This window comes from Tistrella mobilis KA081020-065 (assembly GCF_000264455.2).
Lineage (GTDB): Bacteria > Pseudomonadota > Alphaproteobacteria > Tistrellales > Tistrellaceae > Tistrella > Tistrella mobilis.
On the sequence record NC_017956.1, the window covers coordinates 3,672,760 to 3,699,675 of the forward strand.

The 26,916-nt window shown below is 68.4% G+C and carries 23 protein-coding genes and 1 tRNA gene; 10 read left to right on the top strand and 14 right to left on the bottom strand.

Annotation, left to right across the window (positions count from 1 at the left end):
* Positions 1 to 44: 44 nt before the first annotated feature.
* From TMO_RS16815 to TMO_RS16825, 3 genes are all read right to left on the bottom strand, one after another.
* Complete coding sequence (locus TMO_RS16815; protein WP_014746853.1) at positions 45 to 989, bottom strand: hypothetical protein; 945 nt, start codon at positions 987 to 989, stop codon at positions 45 to 47.
* A gap of 20 nt (positions 990 to 1,009) precedes the next feature.
* Positions 1,010 to 3,142, bottom strand: a complete 2,133-nt coding sequence (locus tag TMO_RS16820) for a type IV secretory system conjugative DNA transfer family protein (RefSeq protein ID WP_014746854.1) — start codon at positions 3,140 to 3,142, stop codon at positions 1,010 to 1,012.
* 220 nt (positions 3,143 to 3,362) lie between these two features.
* Entirely contained in the window at positions 3,363 to 4,202 is an 840-nt protein-coding gene (locus TMO_RS16825; protein ID WP_014746855.1) for a hypothetical protein, read from the bottom strand.
* A gap of 157 nt (positions 4,203 to 4,359) precedes the next feature.
* On the opposite strand from TMO_RS16825, the gene TMO_RS16830 reads away from it, so the two are divergent.
* Positions 4,360 to 4,434 (top strand) — tRNA-Gly (locus tag TMO_RS16830).
* A 114-nt stretch (positions 4,435 to 4,548) separates the two neighbouring features.
* On the opposite strand, the gene TMO_RS16835 is transcribed toward TMO_RS16830, so the two are convergent.
* A complete protein-coding gene (locus tag TMO_RS16835) occupies positions 4,549 to 6,039 on the bottom strand; it encodes an NADP-dependent isocitrate dehydrogenase (RefSeq protein WP_014746856.1) in 1,491 nt (496 codons plus the stop codon).
* Positions 6,040 to 6,402: 363 nt separating this feature from the next.
* Between TMO_RS16835 and TMO_RS16840 the strand changes: the two genes are divergently transcribed.
* The 5 genes from TMO_RS16840 (at position 6,403) to xth (ending at position 12,699) form a co-directional block, all read left to right on the top strand.
* Positions 6,403 to 7,866 (top strand): APC family permease, encoded by a 1,464-nt coding sequence (locus TMO_RS16840; RefSeq protein WP_014746857.1) that lies wholly within the window; start codon positions 6,403 to 6,405, stop codon positions 7,864 to 7,866.
* 76 nt (positions 7,867 to 7,942) lie between these two features.
* Entirely contained in the window at positions 7,943 to 9,865 is a 1,923-nt protein-coding gene (locus TMO_RS16845) for a primary-amine oxidase (protein WP_014746858.1), read from the top strand.
* 48 nt (positions 9,866 to 9,913) lie between these two features.
* Entirely contained in the window at positions 9,914 to 10,621 is a 708-nt protein-coding gene (locus tag TMO_RS16850) for a sulfite exporter TauE/SafE family protein (RefSeq protein WP_014746859.1), read from the top strand.
* A gap of 177 nt (positions 10,622 to 10,798) precedes the next feature.
* A complete protein-coding gene (locus tag TMO_RS16855; RefSeq protein ID WP_014746860.1) occupies positions 10,799 to 11,809 on the top strand; it encodes an AraC family transcriptional regulator in 1,011 nt (336 codons plus the stop codon).
* An 83-nt stretch (positions 11,810 to 11,892) separates the two neighbouring features.
* Complete coding sequence (gene xth, locus TMO_RS16860) at positions 11,893 to 12,699, top strand: exodeoxyribonuclease III (protein ID WP_014746861.1); 807 nt, start codon at positions 11,893 to 11,895, stop codon at positions 12,697 to 12,699.
* Positions 12,700 to 12,760: 61 nt separating this feature from the next.
* On the opposite strand, the gene TMO_RS16865 is transcribed toward xth, so the two are convergent.
* The 9 genes from TMO_RS16865 to TMO_RS16905 form a co-directional block, all read right to left on the bottom strand.
* Positions 12,761 to 14,134, bottom strand: coding sequence for an ABC transporter substrate-binding protein (locus tag TMO_RS16865; RefSeq protein WP_228382239.1), 1,374 nt, complete (start codon positions 14,132 to 14,134; stop codon positions 12,761 to 12,763).
* 330 nt (positions 14,135 to 14,464) lie between these two features.
* Complete coding sequence (hslU, locus tag TMO_RS16870; RefSeq protein WP_014746863.1) at positions 14,465 to 15,778, bottom strand: ATP-dependent protease ATPase subunit HslU; 1,314 nt, start codon at positions 15,776 to 15,778, stop codon at positions 14,465 to 14,467.
* Positions 15,778 to 16,338 (bottom strand): ATP-dependent protease subunit HslV, encoded by a 561-nt coding sequence (gene hslV, locus TMO_RS16875; RefSeq protein WP_014746864.1) that lies wholly within the window; start codon positions 16,336 to 16,338, stop codon positions 15,778 to 15,780. The genes hslU and hslV overlap by 1 nt, the downstream gene beginning before the upstream one ends.
* A gap of 113 nt (positions 16,339 to 16,451) precedes the next feature.
* Positions 16,452 to 18,107, bottom strand: a complete 1,656-nt coding sequence (locus TMO_RS16880; protein ID WP_014746865.1) for an MFS transporter — start codon at positions 18,105 to 18,107, stop codon at positions 16,452 to 16,454.
* Positions 18,108 to 18,203: 96 nt separating this feature from the next.
* Positions 18,204 to 18,917, bottom strand: coding sequence for a hydrolase (locus TMO_RS16885; RefSeq protein ID WP_014746866.1), 714 nt, complete (start codon positions 18,915 to 18,917; stop codon positions 18,204 to 18,206).
* A gap of 57 nt (positions 18,918 to 18,974) precedes the next feature.
* Positions 18,975 to 19,805, bottom strand: a complete 831-nt coding sequence (locus TMO_RS16890) for an alpha/beta fold hydrolase (RefSeq protein ID WP_014746867.1) — start codon at positions 19,803 to 19,805, stop codon at positions 18,975 to 18,977.
* Between the two features lie 491 nt (positions 19,806 to 20,296).
* Complete coding sequence (locus tag TMO_RS16895) at positions 20,297 to 20,749, bottom strand: GNAT family N-acetyltransferase (protein WP_014746868.1); 453 nt, start codon at positions 20,747 to 20,749, stop codon at positions 20,297 to 20,299.
* A 4-nt stretch (positions 20,750 to 20,753) separates the two neighbouring features.
* Positions 20,754 to 21,677, bottom strand: a complete 924-nt coding sequence (locus TMO_RS16900; RefSeq protein WP_014746869.1) for a DMT family transporter — start codon at positions 21,675 to 21,677, stop codon at positions 20,754 to 20,756.
* The gene (locus tag TMO_RS16905) at positions 21,674 to 22,396 is read right to left on the bottom strand and encodes a GNAT family N-acetyltransferase (RefSeq protein WP_014746870.1); all 723 of its coding nucleotides are present in this window, start codon (positions 22,394 to 22,396) and stop codon (positions 21,674 to 21,676) included. Before TMO_RS16905 ends, TMO_RS16900 begins: the two co-directional genes overlap by 4 nt.
* Positions 22,397 to 22,511: 115 nt before the next feature.
* Between TMO_RS16905 and TMO_RS16910 the strand changes: the two genes are divergently transcribed.
* Positions 22,512 to 23,915, top strand: coding sequence for a PLP-dependent aminotransferase family protein (locus TMO_RS16910; RefSeq protein ID WP_014746871.1), 1,404 nt, complete (start codon positions 22,512 to 22,514; stop codon positions 23,913 to 23,915).
* Here the strand turns inward: TMO_RS16910 and TMO_RS16915 are convergent.
* On the bottom strand, positions 23,912 to 24,835 hold the full coding sequence (locus TMO_RS16915) for a LysR family transcriptional regulator (RefSeq protein ID WP_014746872.1): 924 nt from the start codon (positions 24,833 to 24,835) through the stop codon (positions 23,912 to 23,914). The genes TMO_RS16910 and TMO_RS16915 overlap by 4 nt on opposite strands.
* 152 nt (positions 24,836 to 24,987) lie before the next feature.
* Here TMO_RS16915 and hisB point away from each other — a divergent pair, with 152 nt between their 5' ends.
* The 3 genes from hisB (at position 24,988) to hisH (ending at position 26,878) form a co-directional block, all read left to right on the top strand.
* Positions 24,988 to 25,593, top strand: a complete 606-nt coding sequence (gene hisB, locus TMO_RS16920; RefSeq protein WP_014746873.1) for an imidazoleglycerol-phosphate dehydratase HisB — start codon at positions 24,988 to 24,990, stop codon at positions 25,591 to 25,593.
* A gap of 40 nt (positions 25,594 to 25,633) precedes the next feature.
* Positions 25,634 to 26,092, top strand: coding sequence for a DUF2628 domain-containing protein (locus tag TMO_RS29630; protein ID WP_014746874.1), 459 nt, complete (start codon positions 25,634 to 25,636; stop codon positions 26,090 to 26,092).
* A 141-nt stretch (positions 26,093 to 26,233) separates the two neighbouring features.
* Positions 26,234 to 26,878, top strand: a complete 645-nt coding sequence (gene hisH, locus TMO_RS16930) for an imidazole glycerol phosphate synthase subunit HisH (RefSeq protein WP_014746875.1) — start codon at positions 26,234 to 26,236, stop codon at positions 26,876 to 26,878.
* Positions 26,879 to 26,916: the final 38 nt, after the last annotated feature.

Genomic DNA, 26,916 nt, shown 5'->3' on the forward strand with positions numbered 1-26,916 from the left:
ATCGGACGCACAAATCACGTCGGCGTGCGCCCGGATCGGGAAGGTCAGCGGGTCAGTGCCGACCGCGCCTCGGCCTCGCGGCGTGCCGCCGCCTCGCGCTCCGCCGCGGCGCGATCCATGGCCTCACGCGTGGCGCGTTCGCGTTCGGCTGCCTGACGCTCTTCCAGCCGCTGCCGTTCGCGGGCTGCCGCCTCCTCCATCTTTTCGCGCAGCGTGTCCGCATCCCTCACCTCACCGCGGGCGATCCGGGCTTCCTGATGATCGCGGTGCAGTTCCAGCTTTTCTTCCAGCGCCTGACGCTGCATCTCATGCGTCTGGTCGAGATCGGAGCGGGGCGGCGGCGCCGTCGGAGCGGGTCCATCATCCTGTATCCGCGTGGGCTCGGGCGGTTGAGAGGGCGCAGGCTCGTCCAGAATGTCGTCGCGATTCTGCGCGAAGTCGTCCATGCGTTCGACCAGAGGTGCCGTCTGTGCCAGGATTTCAGGTGTCAGGGCACCGGGAGCGAGACCGCTATGCTCACTCGCAATCTCGATGACCGTCGCCGTCGAGGCAGCCTCCGCCCAGAGTCTGGCCTCGTCGGGTGTGGGCAGGGCTTCTATGGCCTGGCCGACCACCTGCATTGAGGGACCGTCCAGATGGGCAGCCTGCTCGATCGCCGTCGACAGCACCTCGTGCCCCACCACCACCAGCGGATCACCCTCACGCACCGGCCCGTCTGCCGGCGGAATACCGGCCTCAAGCCATTCGGCCCGCTCGGGATGGGTCTGTGCCACCTCCAGCTCCAGGGCCGAAACCGCGGCCCGGGCAGCAACCATCTCCTCGCGCAGGCGGTCGACCTCGCCGGCCTTCGCCGCCCGATCTTCGGGCCCTGTCGCAAGATCGCGCGCCACCTCGGCCTCACGCAGAGCCTGCACCGCACGTTCGGCTTCGGTCTGCCGTGCCTGATGCGCTTCCCAGACCTGCCGGTATTCCGGATCCCATCCTGCCATCGCCTGCTCTCCCTCCGCCGTCAGGAAGCCCGGGCGCCGTCGCCGGCCGGCACGAAATCGGCAGCCCCCATCCGGGCACTCAGGGTCGCGTCCTTCCAGGCGAGATCCTTCCGCACCCGGGCCGGGCGGCTCCCCAGGCCGAAGACCACCATCTGCTCGCGGAAGGCGGGGCCGGCCAGTTCCGCCGCTTCCACCACCCGTCGCCGCTGACCGTCGACCAGGCTGTCAGTATAGCCGATCTCCTCCGACAGCCGCTCGGCGAGCCCGTCGGCACCGGTCGGATTCATATAGGCGCGGACTGCGCAGGCACTCATCATGCCGTCTGCGTTCTTGTACGCCTCCTGCATCTGGCCAACGCTCTGAGCGAACATCCACAGGCGCAGCCCGTATTTCGCGCCGATGTTCAGCGCCTCGTCGACCGGCGGCATGGTCTTCAGGCGCGGCAGCTCGTCGAGCATGAACAGGATCGGCGGCGAACCGCGCGGTGGTACCGGGCCGCCGGTGAGCATGCGGATGTGCTGGCCGATGAATACGCGCAGCAGCGACAGATAGGCATCGACCTCGTTGGGACGCAGATAGATGTAGATGGTCGGGTTCCCGCCGCCACGCAGATCGAGCGGGCTCCAGTCGGACCGTGCCGTAACCCTCGAAATCCGCTCGCCGGCCCAGGCGCCGAGGCTGGAACGGGCAGTCTGCAGCACGCTCGACAGCGTCTTCTCATTCATGTCTTCGAAGGCCGTGGCATGCTGCATCATCACCCGCACGTCCACCGCCATGCGCAGGCCCATCAGCATGTTCTGCCAAGCCTCACCACCATAGACGATGTCGAGCACCGCGTGCATCGGCCGGTTCTCGGGCGGGTTGGAATAGCAGACATGGGCAATGGCCGCCGTCAGCACGGTACGGGCCTCATTGTCCCAGAACGCCTCGCTGGTATTCGAGGGCACGATCATCATCTCGGCGAGAAGCTTGGCGTCTTCCCAGATGTAGTCGGGATGGCCGCGTACAAAGGTGAGCGGATTGTAGCAGTGGCTGGCATCCGGTTCGAGCGGGCTGAACTTCCAGACCGGCCCCACATTCTCAGCCCGCCACTTGCTCGTCGTCTCGTAGATGTCCCCCGAGATGTCGAGCACAACGGCCGGACCCGTCCAGGTCAGCAGATTGGGGAAGACGTGGCACTGGGTCTTGCCCGAGCGTGGCGGTGCGATGGTGATCATCGACCCCTCGCCGGAATAGGTCAGTGCCTCACCGGTCGGGAAGCTGCCGATGTGCAGCACATGCGGCGACTGCGGCGCAAAGGTCGTCTCGGCCACCTGTTCAGGTTTCAGCCAGCCCTGGCCGCCCGGCGCCAGACGATCCGAAGCGTCTGCCACCGCGCGGCCGAGGGCCGCGGGTAGCACACCCGCCCGGCGCTTCTCGGTCAGATGATTGTTGATGGCCGATACCACCCGGTCGACGCTGCCGCCCTTGTGCTCAAAGGCAGTGGGGACCGGCCTGCCGGCATCCACGTTCTGATATTGGCTGCGACCGGCTTCACCCTTGCCGTCGCCCCAGATCAGCGCCGCGCGCCAGAAGCGGTAGAGTTCCTCCTGGCCATCGGTGGCGCTGTTGAGCAGTTCGACGATCCGGAGATATTCCCGTTCGCGGTTGTCAATAACGGCCAGATTGCGCTTTACGCTGAATCCCACGTAACTGGTCGTCTTCTCCGGGCCGGACCACGTATCCCAGGTAAGGAACTTTACCGCCTCCAGGGTTTCGGTCCGTTCAGCAAACATCGCCTCGATCCGCGCAGCCCGTGTGTCATGGTCAGGCCCGAGGCTCGCAAGCCAGGCCTGATTCGCCCCGACCTCGTCCCGGTTCCATTGCTTTTCGCTCTTGTAGACCATCTTCCCGCTCTTCGCGGACCGGGAGAAGAAGATCGTGAGCAGCGCTGCACAGCCGATCAGAGGCATGATCAGAGTGAGGATAGCCGAGATGATCAGCCGGATCCGATACCTGCGCAGAAAGACCGGAACATAAGCGCCAAGAGACAGGGTCTCGTTGGGTTTGTCGCCCTCGTCGTCGGTCATACGGTGCCGGATGGCCAGCACCACCAGGGCGACGACGACATAGAGCAGAAACCCACCAAACAACCAGCCGATCACCGCGTCCATCGTGCCCCCTCCTGCTCCGATCTGCATATCGGTCAACGATAGGGCATATTGTGCAAACGCAACAAGTCGCTTTCATGAACAGAAACGGATTTCTTCCAAATGATCTGGTGTGTGGTGAGGATCAGCTCCGCCAGACCCACTCAATGGACTGATCGACACGAAATCGACTTCAAATACAGGCCTCATCACCGACGACAACAACAGCCGGCCGGCCGGAAATTCATGCCCCGGGTGCGACTGCCGCCTGGCAGGTCATGGTCGACATGTGATGGACCATCCGCGTCCGCTCGGCGCCGTCGACCGCATCGATGGTCAGGTCCAGCTGCTGGCGCAGCGGCAGGCCGGTTGCGGTGTCGTAGATCTCTTCCGTCACATAGTCCGACGACAGATAGCCCGCGCGCACCACCCCGGGCGCCACCTCGGTCATCTGATGCGACACGGTGCGGATCATCACCGCCGGGCGGCCGTCGATCTCCATGCCGCCCGCCACCACCCGGCTGCCTTCGGCGGCCTCGGGCCGGCGCACATAGACGCTTTGCGCCGGATCGGCCACCAGCGCCTGCTGGAACAGGGCGATCAGCGGCGGATCGGGCGGCACCGGCAGATCGTCGCCCTGGTCGAGCGGCCGGCCATAGACGCCGGCCCCGCCCAGAAAGCCCAGATAGCCCGACAGCAGATAGGCCGGGCGGAGCCCCGGCTCGGTGTCGGTGCCCTCGTCCATCCGCACCACCACCCGGCCCTCGGCCGGCAACATCCGCGCGCCTACCGAGGCGTTGCGGAAAGCGGCGGCAAGCCGGACCGCGCCATCCTCCAGGGGGTGATAGGCGACCCCGACCGGGCCCTCGCTGTGGCTTTCCCGCGCGCCGATCCGCGGATCCAGCGTCGCCTGCATCGCCAGCCGGCAGTCGAGTTCGGTCTCAGCCCCAGGCCCTGCCAGCGTCACCGGCCCGTCGAAGGGCCGGACCGGTTCATCCGCCAGGAATACCACCGGCGCCTTCGTCGCACAGGCGGCAAGCCCCAGCAGGGCCAGAACGGCGAGGTGGCGGCTGATCTGCGGCATCAGGGGCCCTCCTGCATCATCTGTGTTCCAGCTTCGGTCCCATACACGCCCGGAACGACCTGAAGGTCAACCATGCAGAATCCATGCGCCCCGCGGGCGGCGGCCGCATCTGCGGCCTTGATCGCGGCGGGACGCCCGGCTATCTTGCCTGCACCGCGCGGGCGTAGTTCAGCGGTAGAACGTCAGCTTCCCAAGCTGAATGTCGTCGGTTCGATCCCGATCGCCCGCTCCAGTTTCAGAAAAACACCCCGCCAGGACTGCCCTGGCGGGGTGTTTTCGTCTGCGGCGGATGCGGTAGTGCCGGGGCGGCGGTCCAGGGGGCGGCGCCCCCTTGCACGGGTCCGGATCAGGCTTCGCCCTGGTCGCGGCTGAAGCCGTCGGCGCCATCGGTCACCAGCAGCTTCTCGACATGCATCCAGCGATGGCGCGCGCCCACCTTGCCGATCAGGGCAAGGGCCGCGGCATCGTCGAAACCGGCCGCGGCATCGGCGCGGCGCACGAAACGGGCGCGCCAGTGGGGGGTGAGTTCGGTGCGCGACACCGCCCCCGGCCAGATCGCGGTGCCGCGGTTGGACAGGTGCTTCAGCCGGAAGGGAGAGCCTTCGGCCAGCGCCGTGATCTCGGCACCGAGTGCAGCCGGATCGGCCGTCTCCACCTCGAAGAACAGGTCGAAGCCCACATCCTCGCGGGTGGTGACGGTGATCCGGTCGGGCAGGGCAGGGGCCAGCGCGGCTTCAGCCTCGGCGGTGGCCGCCGTCTCGGGCAGGCTCGCCGGATCCACCCGCTCCAGATTGGCGGCCACCGCCTCGGCGAAGGCCATGGTCGATGCCGCCTCGACCTTGCCGCGGGCCAGATCGCCGGTCAGCACCCGGCCTTCGGACAGGGTCAGCGCCAGCGCCGCCTCGATCCGCGCCGCCGCACGGGCCTCGCCCAGATGGCGCAGCAGCATCAGGCCGGCCTGCAGAAAGGCGGTGGGATTGGCAAGGCCGCGGCCGGCGATGTCGGGGGCCGAGCCGTGGACCGCCTCGAACATCGCCGCATGGTCGCCGATATTGGCGCTGGCGGCGAGGCCCAGGCCGCCGACCAGGCCGGCGGCCAGATCCGACAGGATGTCGCCGTTCATGTTGGTCATGACCGCGACGTCGATCTGCTCGGGTGCCACCACCAGCTTGTGGGCGCAGGCATCGACGATCATGTGGTCGGTAGTGATGTCGGGATAGCCGGCGCCCACCGCCTCGACCGTGCGCTTGAACAGGCCCTCGGTCAGCTTCAGGATATTGGCCTTGTGCACCGCGGTCACGCGGCTGCGGCCCTCGCGCCGGGCCAGTTCATAGGCCGCGCGGGCGATCTTGGCAGAGCCGCGGCGGGTGATCAGCTTCAGCGCCTGGGCGGTATCCGGCGTCTGCATATGCTCGATGCCGGCATACAGGTCTTCCACATTCTCGCGCACGATCACCATGTCGATGCCGCGGCCCGAGAACGGGGTGGTGATGCCGGCCAGTTCCTTCACCGGCCGGATGTTGGCATACATCTCGAACAGCTTGCGCAGCGTCACATTGGCGCTTTTGCCGCCATGGCCGACCGGGGTTTCCAGCGGCGCCTTCAGCACCAGACGGGCGCGTTCGATCGCATCGACCGTCTCGGCCGGCACGCCGGTCGCGACGCCGGCCGCAAAGGCGCGGCCGCCGGCGATCGCCGGTGTCCATCTCACCGGGGCGGCCGCCGCCTCGAAGATCAGCCGCACGGCTGCAGCGATCTCGGGTCCGATCCCGTCGCCTTCGATCAACACCACTTCGTGGGCGACGGGCTTGACGGTCTCAGTGGTCGTGGACGGCATGTTCCGGCTCTCCTCGATGCGGGACGGGTGCATGGCCCCCGGCATCCCCCCGACACCGCTCAGGTCACGCGCCCGCGCGGCATTTGGGCACAGATCCGCCGTTTGTAAAGTTGCTTCAATCACAGTTTGCCGCCGATGGACCAAAGTCGGGGGCAGATTGAACCCCCGGGCGCAGCCGCATCGCCCCCCGTCCGACCCTCGCGTTCATGATGCGGCGCGGCAAATTGTCGCTCGATGTCAAGTGACCGGGCGCCGAAGGCCCCAGGCTCGTGGATGAACATCGCAAACGACGCCGACCACGGCGCAAGGCATGTGGCACGGGACACGCGGGGAGCGCGTCGCCCGGCCGCAGACGGGGGTCTCATGTCCACGATCACGGAAGCAACCGGTGCCAAGGGCCCGGCTGCGCCGGCGGCCGGCGCGCTGCGCCGCGACGCCGTCGGCGTCTCGCACATCGTCTTCTTCGTCCTGGCTGCTGCGGCGCCGCTGACCGCAGTGGTCGGCGCCTCGCCCGCGGCCTTCGCCTTCGGCAACGGCGCCGGCGTGCCCGGCACCTATCTGCTGGTGGGCGCACTCTATCTGCTGTTCGCCGCCGGCTTCACCGCCATGAACCGCTTCGTCGGCTCGGCCGGCGGCTTCTATCCCTTCATCGCCGCCGGCCTCGGCAAGCCGGTCGGCCTGGGCGGAGCGTTGATCGCGCTCGCCACCTACAACGCCATCGACATCGCGGTCTTCGGCCTGTTCGGCTTCTTCATGGCCGACACCACCGGCGGACTGCTGCCCTGGTGGGCCTTCGCGCTGGCGCTGGGCCTGGCCGTCCATGTCTGCGGCATGCGCCGGATCGAGTTCAGCGGCCGGGTGCTCGGCATCTGCATGGCAGCGGAAATCCTGATCCTGCTGGTGCTCGATCTCGCGATCGTCGCCACCGGCGGCGGCCCCGAAGGCTTCACCGCCACCAGTTTCGCCCCCGCCACCATCGCAGGCGAGGGGTTGGGCGTCGGCCTGGTCTTCGTCGTCGCCTCGTTCATCGGCTTCGAAGCCACCGTCATCTTCGGCGAAGAAGCCCGCGATCCACGGCGGACCATCCCGATCGCCACCTATGTGGCCGTGGTGGTGATCGCCTGCTTCTATGCCTTCTCGACCTGGGCGATCACCCAGTATTACGGCCCGTCCCATATCGTCGCCGCCGCCACCGAACACACCGCCACGCTGTTCTTCGATGCCTCGGACGCGTTGCTCGGCCCGGCGGTGACCACGATCATGAACCTGCTGCTGATCACCAGCCTGTTCGCCTGCGCGCTGTCGTTCCACAACACCATCAACCGCTATTTCTTCGCCATCGGCCGGGAAGGTCTGGCCTGGGCCGGCCTTGCCCGCACCCATGCCGATCACCAGTCTCCTCATGTGGCAGGGCTGGTGCAGACCGGGCTTGCCATGGCTGCCGTCATCCTGTTCGCGCTGTCGGGTCTCGACCCCTTCGCCGTGGTCTTCGCCTGGATGAGCACTTTCGCCAGCATCGGCATTCTGGTGATGCAGATCCTAGTCTCGCTGTCGGTGCCAGGCTTCTTCCGCAGCGATACGCGCGGCGTCCGGCTCTGGAACCGGGCGATCGCGCCGGCACTCTCGGGCCTCGGGCTTGCCGTCTGTCTCTGGCTGGTGATCGCGAATGTCGAGCTGGTCAGCGGATCGGATTCGGGCCTGGTCGCCGCCTTCCCGCTGCTGATCCTGGCGATCGGCGCCCTCGGCATCGCCTTCGCCCTGGGCCTGCGCGCCCGCAGGCCCGCCGTCTATGCCCGCATCGGCAAGGCCTTTGAAGAGATCGCCTGACCGATCCTTCCGCCCCCGCACCTGCCCCCGCCGCCCCCGCACATCTTCAGACGTCACGCCTTCAGGAGTTCGCCCCATGGATTGCTGCCACGGCCAGGCCACCCGCACCCTCGACGTGCTGCACCCGCTGCGTCCGCTGTCACCGGAAGAGATCCGCAAGGCGGTCTCGATCGTTCGTACCCGGCCGGAACTGGCCGAGTTCGCCATCGAAACCGTCGAGTTGAAAGAGCCCGACAAGGCTGCCTATCGGGCCGGGAGCCCGGTCCCGCGTGAGGCGCGGGTCAACCTGTTCAGCCTGCACCGGCTGGGCGTCACCCGCACCGTGGTCGACCTGGATGCAGGCACCGTCACCGCGGTCACCGAAGCGCCGGACGCCCGGCCGATGATCCAGCTGGAACAGTTCATGGCGATCGAGGACATCGTGAAGGCGAGCCCCGATTTCGTCGCCGCCTGCGCGAAGCGCGGCATCACCGACATGGCGATGGTCTGCGTCGACCCCTGGTCGGCGGGCAATTTCTCGGTGCCGGGAGAGGAACACCGCCATCTCTGCCACACCTTCGCCTGGCTGCGGCTGCGCGAGAACGAAAACTTCTACGCCCATCCGATCGAGGGCGTGAATGCGGTGGTCGACCTGAAGACGCAGGAGGTCATCCGGGTCGACGATTACGGCGTCGTGCCGGTGCCGATGGGGGAGCACAACTATGAATCCCAGTTCCGCGACAGCTTCCGCCCGGCGCTGAAGCCGCTCGACGTGGTTCAGCCCGAAGGCGTCAGCTTCCGCCTCGACGGCCCCGTGCTCAGCTGGGACAAGTGGTCGCTGGTGGTGGGCTTCAATGCCCGCGAATCGCTCACCCTCCACGACATCCGCTATGATGGCCGGCCGGTCATCCACCGCGCCTCGCTGGTCGAGATGGTCGTGCCCTATGGCAGCCCCGACAACGGCCATTTCCGCAAGAACGTGTTCGACATCGGCGAATACGGCATCGGCAAGCTCGCCAATTCGCTCAAGCTCGGCTGCGACTGCCTGGGCGCCATCGAATATCTCGACGTCCATCTCGCCACCATGAGCGGCGAGGTGATGACCATCGAGAAGGCGATCTGCATCCATGAAGAGGATTCCGGCCTGCTCTGGAAGCACTGGGACTTCCGCACCGAACGGGCCGAGGTACGCCGGGCGCGCAAGCTGGTGGTGTCGTGCATCTGCACGGTCGGCAATTACGAATACGCGCTCTACTGGTACTTCCACATCGACGGCACGATCGAGTTCGAGATGAAGGCGACGGGCATCATCAATACCGCCGCCTGCCTCCCCGGCCAGCCGCCCAAATACGGCCGCGAGGTGGCGCCGGGGGTGGTCGGCCATATCCACCAGCACATTTTCTGCGCCCGGCTGGACATGGCGATCGACGGCGACGCCAACAGCTTCGTCGAGTGCAACACCTATGCCGAGGCGCCGGGCCCCGACAACCCCTATGGCAATGCCTTCTACGAGGCCCAGACGGTGCTGAAGACCGAGCTGGAGGCCTGCCGGCGGATCGAGCCCGCAACCCATCGCTACTGGAAGGTGATCAACCCCGGTCGGCTGAACCATGCCGGCACGCCAGTCGCCTACAAGCTGGAACCCGGCCATTGCGTCACCCCCTTCGTCCATCCCGACAGCCCCTCGGGAAAGCGGGCGGGCTTCGTGCAGAACCATGTCTGGGTCACCGCCTATGATCCGGAAGAGCGCTTCCCGGCGGGCGAGCACATGAACCATTCGACCGGCGCCGGCGGGCTGCCCGATTTCGTGAAGCAGGACCGGCCGATCGAGAATGCCGACATCGTGCTCTGGCATGTCTTCGGCCTGCACCACCCGGTCCGGATCGAGGATTTCCCCGTCCAGCCCTGCGTGATGACCGGCTTCAAACTGATGCCGTCGGGCTTCTTCAACGGCAATCCCTGCATCGACATGGCGCCCGAGACCAACGCCGCCAGCTGCTGCGCCCACGCCTCGGCCTGAGGCGCACAAAGGTACGACGGACAGCGGGAGAGGGAGGGGGAGAGGGTCATGGCCGTGCTGCCGACCTTCATGGGCGGGCTGCTGCTGGGGCTGGCCGGCAGCCTGCATTGCGCCGGCATCTGCGGCGGCATCGCTTCCGCCACCCTGCTTGCCGCCCGGCCCGTCGCCACCGCCCGCGGCCGGGCCGGGGCGCTTCTGCGCATCCAGTCGGGGCGGGCGCTCACCTACACCCTGGCCGGCGCCGTGGCCGGAACCGGCTCGGCCGGGGTCGCCGGGCTGCTCGACCTGGCCGGCGCCAACCAGCTGCTCAGGGTCGCGGCGGCGCTGAACCTGCTTTGGGTGGGGGCCGCCCTGGCCGGCATCGGCCGGGGGCCCCGGCTGCTCGACGGCCTGGCACGCCGGGCGGGGGCCGCCGCAGCCGGGCTGCTGCCGCAGCCGGTTCCGGCCGGCCCCGGCGTCCGCGCCGTCGCACTGGGGGCGATCTGGGGGCTGATGCCCTGCGGCATGGTCTATGCCGCCCTGCTCACCGCCCTGCTCGCCGGATCCGCCACCAGCGGCGCGCTGGTGATGGCGGGCTTCGCTCTCGGCACCATGCCGGCGGTCGCAGCCGCGGCACTCGGGGCGGGCGGGCTCATCGCCCGGGCCCGCCACGGCGCACCACGGCTGCGGCTGGCAGCGGGTGTCGGTCTGGGTCTGATCGGCCTCGTCACCCTGGCGGTGCCGCCGGCCCTGCTCACCGAAATCTGCCTGTTTTAGATGCATGATTCCTGGAATCATTCTGATTGACTAAAAACAGGGCAGAAAAAGCCGAAGAATCGCCCCGCCCGCCGGCTTTATCCCGCAGATCGGGCCGCTCTCTCGCTCTTCGAAATAACGGTACGCATCTTGCTAGACGAAAGGGCCCCCGACTCCGAGTAAACGAGAGTCCGGCCCATGATCTCGCCCCATCACTTCGGTACCATCACCTCGGGCGCCATTGACGGACTGACCTCGATCATCAGGTCGAAGGGCGGCAGGCCGGAAGAGGTCTATGCCCGAATCGGCCTCCCGCCCGAGCCGGGCGGGGCCGAGGTTCTGCCGCTCGCCAGCTTCACCGCCACCCTGGAAGCCGCCGCCGCCGATACCGGCTCCACCACCTTCGGGCTCGATTACGGCCGGGTCTTCGACATCCGCCGGCTGGGCGGGGTGGGGGAGGTGTTCCACTGCGACCTGACGGTCGGCGGCGCGCTTCAGAAATTCTGCCGCTATCTGCCCACCGCCCAGGACAACACCCGGGTCCGGCTGGAGGTCTCGGACGATCTTGCCCGGCTGTCCTACGAGATCGAAGATCCGACGGTGCATGAACGGGCCCAGGACGCCAATTTCACCCTGGCCCTGCAGCATCATGTCGTGGCCTGGCTGGCCGGGCCGCGCTTCCGGGCAACGTTGGTCGAGTTCCGCCACCAGCCACAGGACGACGCCCCCGACTACCGCCATCATTTCGATTGTCCGGTCCGCTTCGGGGCGCGCGAGAACGCGCTGCTCTTCCCCGCTCACTGGCTGGATGCCGTGATCCCGACCGCGGATCCGGGCCGCTGCCGGCGAGTGGAGGACGATCTCTCCGGCCGCCTGGCCCACCACACCGCCCGCATCGACTTCGTGGCCGGCATCGAGGCCTGGATCGTGGAAGCGCTGCATCGCGGCACGCCGGTCGAACTGGTCGGTCTTGCCGCCGATCTGGGCATGAGCCCGCGCACCCTGCAGCGCAAGCTCGACGCCGCGGGCGTGGCCTTCGCCGATCTGCGCAACCGGGTCCGGCTGCGCCTCGCCCGGGCGATGCTGACCGAAACCCGGATGCCGGTCACCCAGATCGCGCTGCATCTGGGCTATAGCGAAACCAGCGCCTTCACCCGTGCCTTCAAGGCGATGACCGGCCGGTCACCCGCCGCCTTCCGGGCGGCATAACTCCAGATCGCGGGCAGCCGGGCTTGTCACCGGCAGCCGGGTCCGCGAAGATCGGCGACCCGTTCCCGCCGGAGACGCCGCCGATGACCGACCGCCTGCGCCTGATCACCTGGAACATCAATTCGCTGCGGCTGCGCATGCCGCTGCTGAGCCGGGTGGTGGAGGAGACCCGCCCCGACGTGGTCTGCCTGCAGGAGACCAAGGTCGACGACGCCAATTTTCCGCTGGAAGCCGTGCAGGCGCTGGGCTTCGCCCATGTCTCGTTCCGCGGCGACAAGGGCTATAACGGCGTCGCGATCCTGTCGAAGCGGCCGATCGAACCTGCCGGCCACCGCTTCTGGGGCGGCGTCGAGGATGCCCGCCACATCTCGGCCCGCCTGCCCGACGGCATGGTCGTGCATAATTTCTACGTGCCGGCCGGCGGCGATGTCCCCGACCCCGAGGTCAACCCGAAATTCGCCCACAAGCTGCGCTTCCTGGACGATCTCACCGCCTGGGGGCCCGAGATCGCCGGCAGCACGGCGCCGCGGATCATGGTCGGCGATCTCAACATCGCGCCGCTCGAAACCGATGTCTGGAGCCACAAGCAGCTGCTGAAGGTGGTCAGCCACACGCCTGTCGAGGTCGAAAAGCTCGACGCCGTCCAGGCCGCCGGCGCCTGGGTCGATGTGGTCCGCCAGGTCATCCCGCCCGAACAGAAGCTCTATTCCTGGTGGTCCTACCGTGCCCGCGACTGGGCCGCCGCCGATCGCGGCCGCCGGCTCGACCACATCTGGACCGACGCAACCCTGGCCCCCCGGGTGCGCGGCGCCCTGGTCCTGAAAGAAGCGCGCGGCTGGGAACAGCCCTCCGACCATGTGCCGGTGATGGTCGATATCGATCCGGCCTGATCCGGCGGGGCTGCCGGACGGGAGGTAAAACGCCCGTCCGGCACGGATCCGAGGGATGCCCTCAATCCGCCCAATACATGTCGGTCAGCGGGGTGATCAGCTCCGGCGCGTTCTTCCAGTAGCCGCGCAGCTTCGCGTCGTAGACGCCGGCCTGGGCCAGCTGGAACAGGAAGCCGTGCACGGCATCGTCGGCCAGTTTGGTCTGCAGGCCCTCCAGCTTTTCGATCTGCTGCTGCGGGTCGACGGTCTTGCGGAAATCGTCGTACATCGCGCGGAACTCGGGGCTGTCATAGCCGTAGAAGTACTCCGTGCCCTTGATGTAGTTCGACAGGTCGCGCGGCGAGACATGCGCGATGATCGTCATGTCGTAGAGCTTCTTCTTGTAGACCTCCGACAGCCAGAACGGGAATTCCACGTTCACCAGCTGGACGCGGATGCCGCCGGCGGCCAGCTGCTCGCGGATGATCTCGCCCGAGCGGCGGGCATAGGGCGGCGGCGGCAGCTGGAGGGTGGTCTCGAAGCCGTTGGGGAAGCCGGCCTCGGCCAGCAGTTCCTTGGCCTTGGCGACGTCATGCGGATAGCGGCCGGTCAGGTCGACATAGGCCGGGTTGTGGGGCGGGAAATGGCTGCCGATCGGGGTGCCGTAGCCCGACATCGCGCCGTCGATGATCTCCTGACGGTCGAGCAGATGGTTGACCGCCCGGCGCACGCGGATGTCGTTGAAGGGCGGCTTGGCGTTGTTCATCGCCAGGATGACCTCGCCCTCGGTCGTGCCCGAGACCACGACGAAGCGCTTGTCCTGCTTGAACTGCTCCAGCGTCTCGGGCGCCGGGATCACCGGGAAGGCATTGATGTCGCCCGAGAACAGCGCCGCCGCGGCGGTGTTGGGATCGGGGATCACCCGGAAGCTCACCTCGCGCAGCTTCGCGGTCGCCGCCAGCCGGTTGGCGTCGTTACGCTCCAGCACCACGCGATCACCGCGCACCCATTCCTTCACCTTGTAGGGGCCCGATCCGACCGGCGTGGTCTTGTTGTTGGCAGCCGTGTCCGGATGCACGATCGCGGCATCGCCCATCGCCAGATTGGCCAGGAAATAGGCGTCGGGCTCCTTCAGCCGGATGACCACCGTGGTGGCGTCCGGGGTTTCGATGCCGGTGATCAGCGCGAAGATCGTCTTGCTGGGATTGGTGCTGTCCGGCGCCATCGCCCGCTCGAAGGCGAATTTGACCGTGGAGGCATCCAGCGGCTTGCCGTCGGTGAAGGTCACGCCCTCGTTCAGCTTGAAGGTATAGACCTTGCCGTCGGGCGACACCTCCCACGACTTCGCCAGCAGCGGCTGCACCGTGCCGGTCTCGTCGGCGGTGGTCAACGTCTCGAACACGTTCCGGGTCAGGATGGTGTCGATCGACGCGGTGGCGTCCGAGGTCGGGTCCATCGAGGTCGGCTCCTGCTGGATGCCGATCACGAGGGTATCGCGGGGGGCGCCTCGGCCGCCAGGGCTGCGCCGAACACCGCGAAGGCGGCGATCACGGCAGCTTTGAGCGTGCGACGGTGCATGCGGATGCGATCCTGTTCTTGTCTGCAGCCGAAAGGCGGCGGCAATGCCGGGAGAGTGCCGGTGAGCCAGAGAATGGTAGCGGATCGCGACGGAAGTTCTGCAAAAATGTGACAGTTACATGACAGCGCCCGCATCGATCCTTACGATGCGGGCGCCGTTCCGGCTCAGAATATTACGCACCGGTTGCGTCCAGTGCTCTCATCCGTATCAGAGGATGAACTTCGACAGATCGGCATCGCGCGAGATGCCGCCCAGCTGCTTCTCCACATAGGCCGCATCGATCGCGACCGTCTGGCCGGAATGGTCGGTCGCGCCGAAGCTGACCTCGTCCAGCAGCCGTTCCATCACCGTGTGCAGACGGCGGGCGCCGATATTCTCGACGCCGCGGTTGATCTCGGCGGCGATGTCGGCGATGGCGGCGATGCCGTCGGTCTGGAAGTCCAGCGTCACCCCCTCGGTGCCGAGCAGGGCGGCATACTGGCGCACCAGGCTCGCCTCGGGCTCGGTCAGGATCCGGACCAGATCGTCGCGCGACAGCGCTTCCAGCTCCACCCGGATCGGCAGGCGGCCCTGAAGTTCGGGCAAAAGGTCCGAGGGCTTGGCGACATGGAAGGCGCCCGAGGCGATGAACAGGATGTGGTCGGTCTTGACCGCGCCGTGTTTGGTCGCGACCGAGGTGCCCTCGATCAGCGGCAGCAGGTCGCGCTGCACGCCTTCGCGGCTGACATCGGCCCCGCTGCGGCCCTCGCGGGCGCAGATCTTGTCGATCTCGTCCAGGAAGACGATGCCGTTCTGCTCCACCTGGGCCAGGGCGGTTCGGGTGATCTCTTCCTGGTCGAGCAGCTTGTCGCTTTCTTCGGTCAGCAGCAGCTCCATGGCCCGCTTGACCGTCAGCTTGCGTCGCGCCTGGCGGCCGCCGAACATCTTCGACATCATGTCCGACAGGTTCACCATGCCCATCTGGCCGGGCGGCATGCCCGGCACCTCGAAGGCCGGTGCCGCGACCGAGGCCTCGGCGACCTCGATCTCGATCTCGCGATCGTCCAGCGTGCCTTCGCGCAGCATCTTGCGGAACTTCTGCCGGGTGTCGGCATTGGCGGTCTCGCCGACCAGGGCGTTCAGCAGCCGCTCTTCGGCGCCGAGTTCGGCCCGGGCGCGGACATCGCGCCGGCGCTGCTCGCGCACCTGGACCAGCGCCACCTCGACCAGGTCGCGGACGATCTGTTCCACGTCGCGGCCGACATAGCCGACCTCGGTGAACTTGGTCGCCTCGACCTTCAGGAAGGGCGCGTTGGCGAGCTTGGCCAGCCGGCGCGCGATCTCGGTCTTGCCGACGCCGGTCGGGCCGATCATCAGGATGTTCTTGGGCAGAACTTCCTCGCGCAGCCCTTCCGGCAGCTGCTGGCGGCGCCAGCGGTTGCGCAGCGCCACGGCCACGGCGCGCTTGGCCTGGCCCTGGCCCACGATATAGCGGTCGAGTTCCGAGACGATCTCGCGCGGGGTAAAGGCGGGGGTGTCCATCACGCGGTCTCCAGGCTCTCGACGACGACTTCGTGGTTGGTATAGACGCAGATCTCGGCCGCGACCTTCATCGACTTGCGGGCGATGGTCTCGGCGTCCAGCCCCTCGATATCGGCCAGCGCCCGGGCGGCGGCCAGCGCATAGGTGCCGCCCGATCCGATGCCGATGATGCCGTCCTGCGGCTCCAGCACGTCGCCATTGCCGGTCAGCACCAGCGAGACCTTGGCATCGGCCACAGCCATCATCGCCTCCAGCCGGCGCAGATAGCGGTCGGTGCGCCAGTCCTTGGCCAGCTCCACGCAGGCGCGCGCCAGCTGCTTCGGGTGCCGTTCGAGCTTCGCTTCCAGCCGCTCGACCAGCGTGAAGGCATCAGCCGTGGCGCCTGCGAAGCCCACGATCACGCTGCCGTCGCCGATGCGCCGCACCTTGCGGGCATTGGCCTTCATCACCGTCTGACCGAGCGACACCTGCCCGTCACCCGCGATCACCACCCGGCCGCCCCTGCGCACCGAAAGGATCGTGGTGCCGTGCCATGTCGTCGTCGTCTCGCCGTTGCTCATCGTCTGCAGAGCCTGTCCTCGATGGGAGGCCGGCGGTGACGGATCACCGCCGGAATGCCCGCTCATGTGGTCGAGATCGACCGGGCGGTCAAGAGCAACCGCCCGGGGCCCCGTCAGTCGTGATGATCATGGCCCATGGCGGGCAGGGGTTCGTCCCGGGGATCCGCCCCCACCAGATGCCGGACCACGGGCGGGGTCTCGCCCCTGTGGAACCGGTTCACCCCGGCCTGAAGCCCGGCATCGGCACGGGTGACCCGGCGGTGATGGCGCAGATGCTCCAGCCACGAGGCGGCGAAGAAGATTTCTTCGAACCGGGTCGGATCTTCCGCATCCTCCAGCACCCGCCAGCCGAAAGCGCCGTCGCGCCGGCGGATGCGGGCCAGCTCCCGAACCGCGTCCAGAAAGGCCCGGCGATCGGCCGGGTCGATCCGATAGGTGATGGTGACCAGCACCGGGCCGCGATCGCCCGCAACCGGCGCGGCCGAAGCCGGGTCCGGCCAGTGGCGCGAGGGGGTGAGATCGTCGGTGCCCGCAGGCAGCTTCACCAGCCGGGCGAGGGCGAGGCCCGCAAGGCTGCCGCCGATGGCGGCGCCGACCAGCGCCACCTCGATCCCGGCGCTCTGGGCGACCAGACCCCAGACGGTGGAGCCTGCGGTCATCGCGCCGAAGAACACCATCAGATAGACCGCAAGACCGCGGGCCCGCACCCAGTCGGGCAGGGTGGACTGGGCGGCGACGTTGAGGGTGGTCAGCACCGCAATCCAGGCGGCCCCCGCCACCGCCAGCGCGCCGGTGGCCGCCCAGCGGTCCTGGACGAGGGCGAGGACGAGGGTGACCAGCGCCGTGACCAGGGTCCCGCCCAAAACCAGAAGATGACCCGGCAGTTTCAGCCGGGGCAGGGCGATCGCGCCCGCCACCGCACCGGCGCCGATCGCGGCCAGGAGCACGCCATAGCCCGCGGCATCGACCATCAGCCGTTCCCGGGCGATCAGGGGCAGCAGCGCCCAATAGGCCGAGGCGAAGAGGAAGAAGCCGCCGGCGCGGAGCAGCACCCGGCCGAGCGCGCGGGAGCCGGCGGCATAGCGCAGCCCCGCCCGCATCGCCGGCAGAAAGCTTTCGGGCGGCAGGTCCGAGGTCCGGGCCGGGCGCCGCCAGAGCAGGAACACGCCGACCACGGCCAGATACGAGACGGCGTCGAACAGATAGGCGGCGGCCACGCCGGCAGTGGCCACGATCAACCCGCCCAGCGCCGGGCCGACCGCCCGCGAGATGTTGAGCCCGAGCGAGTTCAGGGCGACGGCCGGGCGCAGCTCGGCGCGGCCGACCACCTCGGACACGATGGCCTGGAAGGCAGGACCCGACAGGGCGGCACCGGCACCGGCGACCAGGATCAGCGCGAGCAGCAGCCCCGGCGACATCAGCCCAAGATGGGCCGACAGGGTCAGCGCGGCGCCCACCACCAGCAGCCCCGACTGCACGGTGATCAGCAGCCGGCGCCGGTCGACGATGTCGGCGAGCGCGCCGGCCGGCACCGAGAGCAGGAAGACCGGCAGGGTGGTGGCCGCCTGGACCAGCGAGACCAGCAGCGGCGAGGGCGAAAGCTCGGTCATCAGCCAGCCCGAGGCGACGTCGCGCACCCAGGTGCCGGTATTGGAGACCATCACCGCCAGCCAGATGGCGAGGAACACCCGGTTGCGCAGCGGCGCCCAGGCACTGGCGGCAGCTGGCCCGGTTTCGGCATCGGATGGGTCGGTCCGGGTGGTGGTCATGGTCTCCGTCTCCCTTCGGGAAGAAGACGGGCCGGCCGGGGCCCGAAGGCTCCGGCCGGCCCGGGGTGGATCAGGCGGCGTCGGGCAAGGGGAGCATCACGCCGGCTTGAACGGGGTGGCGGGCACATGGGTCGCCGGCACAGGATCGAGGGTGGGGCCGTGGGTCACCCGTTCGGGCGCGCCATGGACCATGGTGTAGGCATAGTCGACACCCATGCCATAGGCACCCGAATGCTCCTTCACGATCGAGATCACCGCGTCATAGGTCTCCTTGCGGGCCCAGTCGCGCTGCCATTCCAGCAGCACCTGCTGCCAGGTCACCGGCACCACGCCGGCCTGGATCAGCCGCTGCATGGCATAGTCGTGGGCCGCCTTGCTGGTACCGCCCGAGGCATCCTCGACCATGTAGATCTCGTAACCGCCGTCGAGCATTGCCGAGAGGGCGAAGGTGGTGTTGCAGACCTCGGTCCAGAGCCCCGACACCACGATCTTTCGGCGGCCGGCGGCGGCCAGCGCGTCACGGACCTTCTGGTCGTCCCAGGAATTCATCGAGGTGCGCTCCAGGATCGGCTGTTCGGGGAAGACCGAGAGCAGTTCCGGGTAGGTGTGGCCCGAAAAACCCAGGGTCTCGACCGAGGTGATGGTGGTCGGCACCCCGAAGACCTTCGCGGCCTTGGCGAGGCCGACGACATTGTTCTTCAGCACCTGGCGGTCGATGGACTGCACGCCGAAAGCCATCTGCGGCTGCTGGTCGATGAAGATGAGCTGGCTGTTCTGGGGGGTGAGGACTTCGAGCTTCGCGTTCGACATGACCGTGGTCTCCTGATTTTTCTGTTTGATAAGGGTCGGGAAGGGCCGGATGGGAAGTCAGCTCTGCAGGAAGGCGAGCATGTCGTGGTTCAGGCGGTCGGCATGGGTGTCGGTGATGCCGTGGGGGCCGCCTTCGTAGACCTTCAGCTCCGCATGGGGCACCAGGCGCTTCGAGGCCCGGCCGGCGGCGTCGATCGGCACGATCTGGTCGTCGTCGCCATGAACGATGAGCGTCGGCCGGTCGAACTTCTTCAGGTCTTCGGTGAAATCGGTTTCCGAGAAGGCCTTGATCGAGTCGAAGGTGTTCTTGTGGCCGCCGGTCATGCCCTGGAACCAGAAGGCGTCGATCATGCCCTGCGACGGCGTGGCGCCCGGCCGGTTGAAGCCGAAGAAGGGGCCCGAGGCGATGTCCTGGTAGAGCTTCGACCGGTCGGCCAGGCTGCCGGCGCGGATCCCGTCGAACACCTCGATCGGCAGGCCGCCGGGGTTCGCGTCGGTCTTCAGCATCAGCGGCGGCACCGCCGAAATCAGGCCCAGCTTCGCAACCCGGCCTGTGCCGTGGCGGCCGACATAGCGGGTGATCTCGCCCCCGCCGGTCGAGAAGCCGAAGAGCGACACCTCGTGCAGGTCCAGGGCCTGGATCAGCTGGGCGAGGTCGTCGGCATAATGGTCCATGTCGTTGCCGTCCCAGGGCTGGCTGGACCGGCCATGGCCGCGGCGATCATGGGCGATGACCCGGTAGCCTGCATCGGCCAGGAACATCGCCTGGCGGTCCCAGCTGTCCGCGTTCAGCGGCCAGCCATGGCTCAGGATCACCACCGGCCCGTCCTTCGGGCCCCAATCCTTGTAGTGGATCTCGACATTGTCGCGGGTCAGGATGCTGGGCATGACACGTTTTCCCCTGAAGAAGCGCAGACCGGTCCCGTTGCGGCCGTGAAGATTCTGCGGCCGGAGGCATGATCTGGATGATGTTTCGTTGAGCGGAGAGGCCGGATCCCTGAAGTCTCGGCCATGTTCCCGGCCGGTCGGGATCAAAAATCTTCTGTGCGAGAGGCAGTCCCGGAAGAAGTCTGCGTAGGTTTTGTTTCAGCTTCGGGTCTGTCTCGTCGTCGTTCCGTGTCTTCAGAATAGCCGGGTGGCATGAAACTGCAAATTGCGATGCTGCAAGACGATCCTTGCAGAAATGCCGTCGAACTCCGCTCCCCCATTGCCCGAACGCAAACGGCCCGCACCCCCATGATCGGGGACGCGGGCCGCAGAAGGACCACCGGCTCAGACGTCAGAGACAGGCCCCGCACCCGCACACCTCGTGCGGGTGCAAGCCGCCATTGAGGCGGCGGCCAAGGGCGCGGTAGCGCCCGCCCGGCGAGGGGCTAAACCTAAAGACTCTTCCTGTACTGCACGAAGCCCGACCGGTCGGCGACCTTGTCGTAGAGCTGCATGGCGGTGGTGTTGGTCTCGTGCGTCAGCCAGTAGACCCGGGCACAGCCGGCGGCCCGGGCGATATCGTAGACATGGGCAATCAGCCGGCGGCCCGCACCGCTGCCGCGGATGTCGGCGGCGACGAACAGGTCCTGAAGGTAGCAATAGTCGCCGCTGGTCCAGCAGGAGCGGTGGCGGATGTGATGGACCAGCCCGACCGCGCGATCGCCCTGCCAGGCGAGGGCGCCGCCCATGGGTTCGGCCGGGTCGAGCAGCCGCGCCCAGGTGACGGCCGAGACCTCGTCGGGAATGTCGGTCTGATAAAAACTCTGATAGCCGCGCCAGAGCGGCATCCAGGCGGCGTGATCGGCCGGGCCGATCGGCCGGATGACGATATCGGTCGTGGTCATGGGGTCAGGGCCTCGAACGGAAGCGTGAGGGGAGGGTTGCGGGGGCCAGGGCCGCCAGGGCCGCAAGCGAGATGAGGGCGAAGCCGGCAAGGTCGGTGGCGGCGGGCCGCTCGCCGAGCAGCAGCACCGAGGCGACCACCCCCACCGCCGGAACCAGCAGGGTGCCGAGCCCGGCAACGCTGGCCGGCAACCGGGCGACCGCCTGGAACCAGAGCAGGTAGGCGAGGGCCGAGCCGATCAGGGTGTTGTAGGCAAGGCCCAGCGCCGGCAGCAGATGCAGCCCGTCGCCCATATCCGCCCCGTCGAGCAGGAAGCCCAGCGTCACCGCCGCGGTGCCGGCCACCAGCTGCCAGGCGGCGATCGCGATCGGGTGGCCCTGGATCCGCGCCCGTTTGAGCCAGACCGTCCCCGCCGCCCAGCTGACGGCGGAACCGAGCGCGAAGATCACGCCCGACGGCAGGCCACCCGCCATCAGCGGCTGCATCAGTACGCCGAGACCGGCGATGCCGAGCAGAAGGGCCACGATCCGCCGCCGGTCCAGACGCTCGCCAAGGAACAGGCAGGCGAGCGCCGTTGCCCAGATCGGCATGGTATAGGCACAGATCGCCGTGCGGCTGGTCGAGGTGCCGAGCTGGGCGAAGGCCGCGAGGATGCCGAAGCCGCCGGTGTTGAGCAGGCCGGCGATGGCAAGATCCAGGCGCTGGCGGCGGCCTTCGATCCTGAGGCTGACGCCCTGCCTGCGGGCCACCGCCATCAGCACGGCCGCGGCGCAGCCGAACGACACCACACGCAGCGCCCAGGGTGAGAGATCCTGAAGCGCCAGCCGGCCCGCCGGCCAGTTCAGCCCCCAGACCACCGTCACCAGCAGCATCGAGGCGCGGGCGGCAAGATCGGTGCGCTGGCTTCCGGCCCCGGCCGCCGTGGTCACGAGACGCCGAGCCGGGTGCGCTGCCGGCCCTCCGCATCGAAATTGGCGGGGTCGAGCCAGGCCAGATAGCGGGGCTTCAGCCGTGACCAGTCACCGTCGGTCATGCCGAACCAGGCCGTGTCGCGATTGGCGCCCTTCACCACCATGTGCTGGCGGAAGATGCCTTCGAAGGCGAAGCCGAAGCGTTCGGCCGCCCGCCGGGACGGGGCGTTGTCGGCATTGCACTTCCATTCGAAGCGGCGATAGCCCATCCGGAAGATCAGGTCGGCGAACAGGAACAGCGCTTCGGTCGCAACCCGGCTCCGCGCGATCGTCGGCCCCCACAGGATGCTGCCGATCTCGATCACGCCATGGGTGGTGTCGATCCGCATCAGCGCCTGCCGGCCTTCGGCGCGGCCGGTCGCGCGGTCGATCACCGCGAAGAACAGGGGATCGGTCTTCGCCTGCGCCGCCTCTGCCCAGGCCTGAAAGGATGCCGCGTCCACGGGCGGTTCCTCGAACAGATAGCGGAAGCGCGCCTCCGCCCCCGGGGCGGCCGAGGCCTCGAACAGCGCCGCCGCATGGGTGGCGGCATTCAGCGGTTCAAGCCGGGCATAGAGCCCCTCGATCGGTGCCCGATCGGGGCGCGGCACGCCCGCCCAGGCCGAAAGATCGCGGGAGCGGGAAAGATCGGGGCCGGTGGTCTGGTCGGTGGCGGTGGTCTGGTCGGTGGCGGTCATGGCGCAAGCGTTCCACAGAATGATCCGGTTCCTGGAAATTGCGCCGCCAACAGGTCCGATGTAAACGTCCACTTCCGGAATATCTGGCAGACCAATCGTGAAAGGGAGGGCGGCAATGGCGGCGATACCGGCCTGGCTGGCGCTGGACCGTGCGGCCGGTGATCTGGAGGGGCAGATCTATCGCAGCCTCCGCGACCGGATTCTCGACGGCCGGTTGACCGCGCCGCAAAGCCTGCCGCCCAGCCGGGCGCTGGCCGCGGCGCTGGGTGTCGCCCGCTCCACCGTGGTCAACGCCTATGACCGGCTGAAGGCCGAGGGCTATCTGGAGGGGCGCGCCGGCTCCGCCACCCGGGTCGCGGCGGTGGTGCCGCGCCCGGCAGCACCGGCGGCCATGACGGCCATCGCCCCCCTCCCGGGGGCCGGCGCACCGCGCCGCCGCTTCTCGCCCGGTGTGCCCGACCTCGGATCCTTCCCCTATGCCGATTGGGCGGCCTGTCTCAGGGCGGCGGCGCGATCGGTCCGCGCCACCGATCTGGGCTATGCCGGCACCGCCGGTCTGCCGGAGCTGCGCGCCCTGATCGTCGACCATGTCACGGCGGTGCGCGGTGTCTCGGCCACGCCCGAACGGGTGCTGATCCTGCCCTCCACCCGGGCGGCGGTCGACCTGCTCGCCCGGGTGCTGCTGCCGCCGGGCGGCACGGTCTGGATGGAAGAGCCGGGCTATGCCTCGGCGCGGGCGGTGTTTCAGGCGGCAGGCGCCCGGCTGGTACCGGTCGCCTGCGATGCACAGGGTATCGACGTCGCCGCCGCAGCCGGCACGGCGCCGCCCCGGCTGATCTACACCACCCCCTCACACCAGTACCCGACGGGGGTGACCATGACTCTGCCACGCCGGCTGGCCCTGCTCGAAGCCGCACAAACCGCCGGTGCCGTGGTGGTCGAAGACGATTACGACAGCGAGTTCCACTATGCCGGCCACCCCATCGCCGCCCTGCAGGGCATCGACCGGGCAGGCGTCGTGGTCTATCTCGGCACCTTCTCCAAAACCCTGGCCCCGGGGCTTCGCGTCGCCTATCTGATCGCCCCGCCCGCCCTGCTGCCGGCGCTGGCAGAGGCCCATCGCCGTGGCGGTGCCGCGGTGTCGGGCCATGTCCAGGCGGCGCTTGCCCGCTTCATGCGCGACGGAAGGCTGCGCGCGCATCTGAGGCGGATGATCCCGGCCTATGCCGAACGCCGGGCCGCGGTTACGGCAGCCCTTGAGGCCCGCCTCGGCCATCTGCTGACGACCGGCCCCGCGGCAGAGGGCGGGCTGCAGCTCGCCAGCTGGTTCCACGACCCCGCCACCGACGATACCGCCGCCGCCCGCCGGCTCGCCGCCGAAGGCTACGGCCCCGAGCCGATGTCGGGCTTTCATCTGGGCCCGCCCCGGCCGGGCCTGCTGTTCGGCCTCGCCGATGTCGACCCCGCCCGCATCGATGCCGCCATGGCCCGGATCGCGGCGATTCTCGACGGCCGCTAGCTGCCGCCATGCCCTTCGATGCCACGCCCCTCGATAAACGGCCGGCGCTTCGTCAGCGCTGCCGCGCAATACTCCAGGAAGACATGCACCCGGCCGGATTTGCGCAGATCCGGATGGGTCAGCAGCCAGAGCCCGTCAGACAGCGCCTCGTCGGCGGGGCCCAGGCGGGCGAGATCGGGCAGGGCATCGCCCACCAGGCAGGGCAGCCAGCCGGCGCCCAGCCCCGCGGCCAGCGTTGCCGCCATGCCCTGCACCGTGTTGGTCCGGAACACGATCCGTTCCGCCGGCACCCGGGTCTCGAGATGACGGTTGGCTTTCAGCCCGGCCAGCTCGTCGCAATAGGCGGCCCAGGCAAGATCGTCGGGCATGTGGCCGCCCGCCTCGTCATGGGCGCGGCGCTGGCGATAGGGCGCCCAGGCGATGCGCGCCACGCGCCGTCCGACCAGGTTTTCGGGCGGGTCGTCGGTCGCGCGCAGCGCCACGTCGCTTTCGCCGCGGGCAAGGTTGAGCGCGCCGTTGCCGACCACCACCTCGACCCGCGCGCCCGGATGCAGCGCGGTGAAGCCGGCCAGCACCGGCGGCAGCAGCCAGGTTGCGAAAGTGTCGCTGGTCGCAATCCGGATCTCCCCCGCCTCGTCCTGGTCCTGACCGGTGATCCGGCGGGTGACCGAGACGATGTCGACCTCCAGACGCTGGGCCAGCGCCACAAGTTCTTCGCCCGCCGGGGTCGGGACATAGCCGCTGCGCCGGCGTTCGAACAGCGGCCGGTCGAGCACGGCTTCGATCTCGCCCAGGCGGCGGAAGGCGGTGGAGGTGTTGATGCCGATCCGGCCGGCCGCCGCCGCCAGGTTGCCGGCTTCCCCGATCACCTTCACGATGCGCAGATCGTCCCAGGACAGTTTTTTCAGCGGGTCGTTCAAGGGCGGGTCTCGCATCGCAGACGGGTCACCCGCATCATAGCGCGCCCTGCGGCTGCCTGCGAATTTGCACCGCAACGAATTTCAATTGGGTTTTCCCGCGGAATTTCATACATCTACACCGCACCTGCGGCGACGATCCCAGTGGAGACGAGATGAGCGAGCGCACCGCCACGATCACGCGCAACACCCGTGAGACCCGGATTTCCGTGACCGTCGATCTCGACGGCCAGGGCCGCTACGACGTGAAGACCGGCATCGGCTTTCTCGACCACATGCTGGAACAGCTTTCGCGCCATGGCCTGATCGACCTCACCCTGCGTGCCGAAGGCGACCTGCATATCGATTTCCACCACACCACCGAGGATACCGGCATCGCCATCGGCGAGGCGGTGGCGAAGGCGCTGGGCGACCGGCGCGGCATCACCCGCTACGCCCATGCCTATATCCCGATGGACGAGACCCTGACCCGGGTGGCGCTCGACCTGTCCAACCGGCCCTATCTGATCTGGAAGGTGAATTTCACCCGCGACAAGCTGGGCGAGATGGACACCGAGCTCTTCAAGGAGTGGTTCCAGGCCTTCGCCCAGGCGGCCGGGGTAACGCTGCACGTGGAAAATCTCTACGGCGAGAACAATCACCATATCGTCGAGTCGTGCTATAAGGGTCTGGCTCGGGCGCTGCGCCAGGCGATCTCGATCGACCCGCGCGCGGCCGGCTCGGTGCCCTCGACCAAGGGCGTGCTCGGCGGCTCGCTCTGACCTCTTCCGTCCGTCACACCCTTCCCTCATCCCGAAGCCCATGCGCATCTATTCGGTCCATGTCCCCCCTCTGGTCAGCCCGGTCGACCGCGCCCGCGTCGTCGCCGAGGGCTTTTCGTGGGCGGCCTTCGTGCTGGGGGTGCTCTGGGCGCTCTGGCACCGGCAATGGGCGGCAGCCGCGGCGATCCTGGTGGCAGGCATGGTGCTGGCGGGGGGTCTGGGGGCGGTCGGCGCCGGGGAGGCCACCGTCACCATCGCCGCCGTGGCGGTAAATGCGATCTACGGCGTCGTCGCCAACGATCTTCGCCGCCGGCGCTACGACCGTCTGGGCTGGCGCGAGATCGGCCCGATCGCCGCGGATGACGCCGACGAGGCGCTGTACAAGGCCGCGATCCTGCATCGCGACGCCGCCATCCGCCGCGATGCACGCGGCTACGACCAGGGAGGGCGGGGCCCCGCGCCCGGTGCCTTCGGCCACGCCGGGGGCCTCGGCGTCTGAGGGCCTGACGGCCCCGGCGCCCGGGCCCCGAAACCAGACCGGTCGCCCCCACCCGGAAGCGACCTCGGCCTCTGTGCCGGCCCCCGCCCGGCTGTCTGATCCGGCCACGACCCAGTCTGGCCCCTCTACCCGGAAGCACCTATGAACATCGTCGTCATCGATTACGGCTCCGGCAACCTCAGGTCTGCCGCCAAGGCCTTCGCCCATGCCGCAGACGAGGCCGGGATGGCCGCCGAGGTGCTGGTGAGTGCCGATCCCGCCCGCATCCTGGCGGCCGACCGGCTGGTTCTGCCCGGCCAGGGCGCCTTCGCCGATTGCCGGGCGGGGCTGGACGGTGCCGACGGTCTGGCCGAGGCGCTGACCGAGGCGGTCACCACCCGCGGCACACCCTTTTTCGGCATCTGCGTCGGCATGCAGCTGCTCGCCACCAGCGGCTTCGAGCACCGCGTCACCCCCGGGCTCGACTGGATCGGCGGCCGGGTGGAGGCGCTGGCGCCGTCGGATCCCGCGCTCAAGATCCCGCATATGGGCTGGAACGCGCTCGATTTCGAACCGGGCCGCCATCCGGTGCTGGCCGGGGTGGAGCCGGGGGCGCATGTCTATTTCGTGCATTCCTATGCCATGACCGTCGATGATCCGGCGCATCTGCTCGCCACCGCCGACTATGGCGGCCGGGTGACGGCGATCGTCGGCCGCGACAATCTGATCGGCACCCAGTTCCATCCGGAAAAGAGCCAGGCGGTGGGCCAGAGGCTGATCGCCGGCTTTCTGCGCTGGCGGCCCTGAGCGGCCCGGCCTCGCATCTGCAGGCAAAGCTTCCTTCC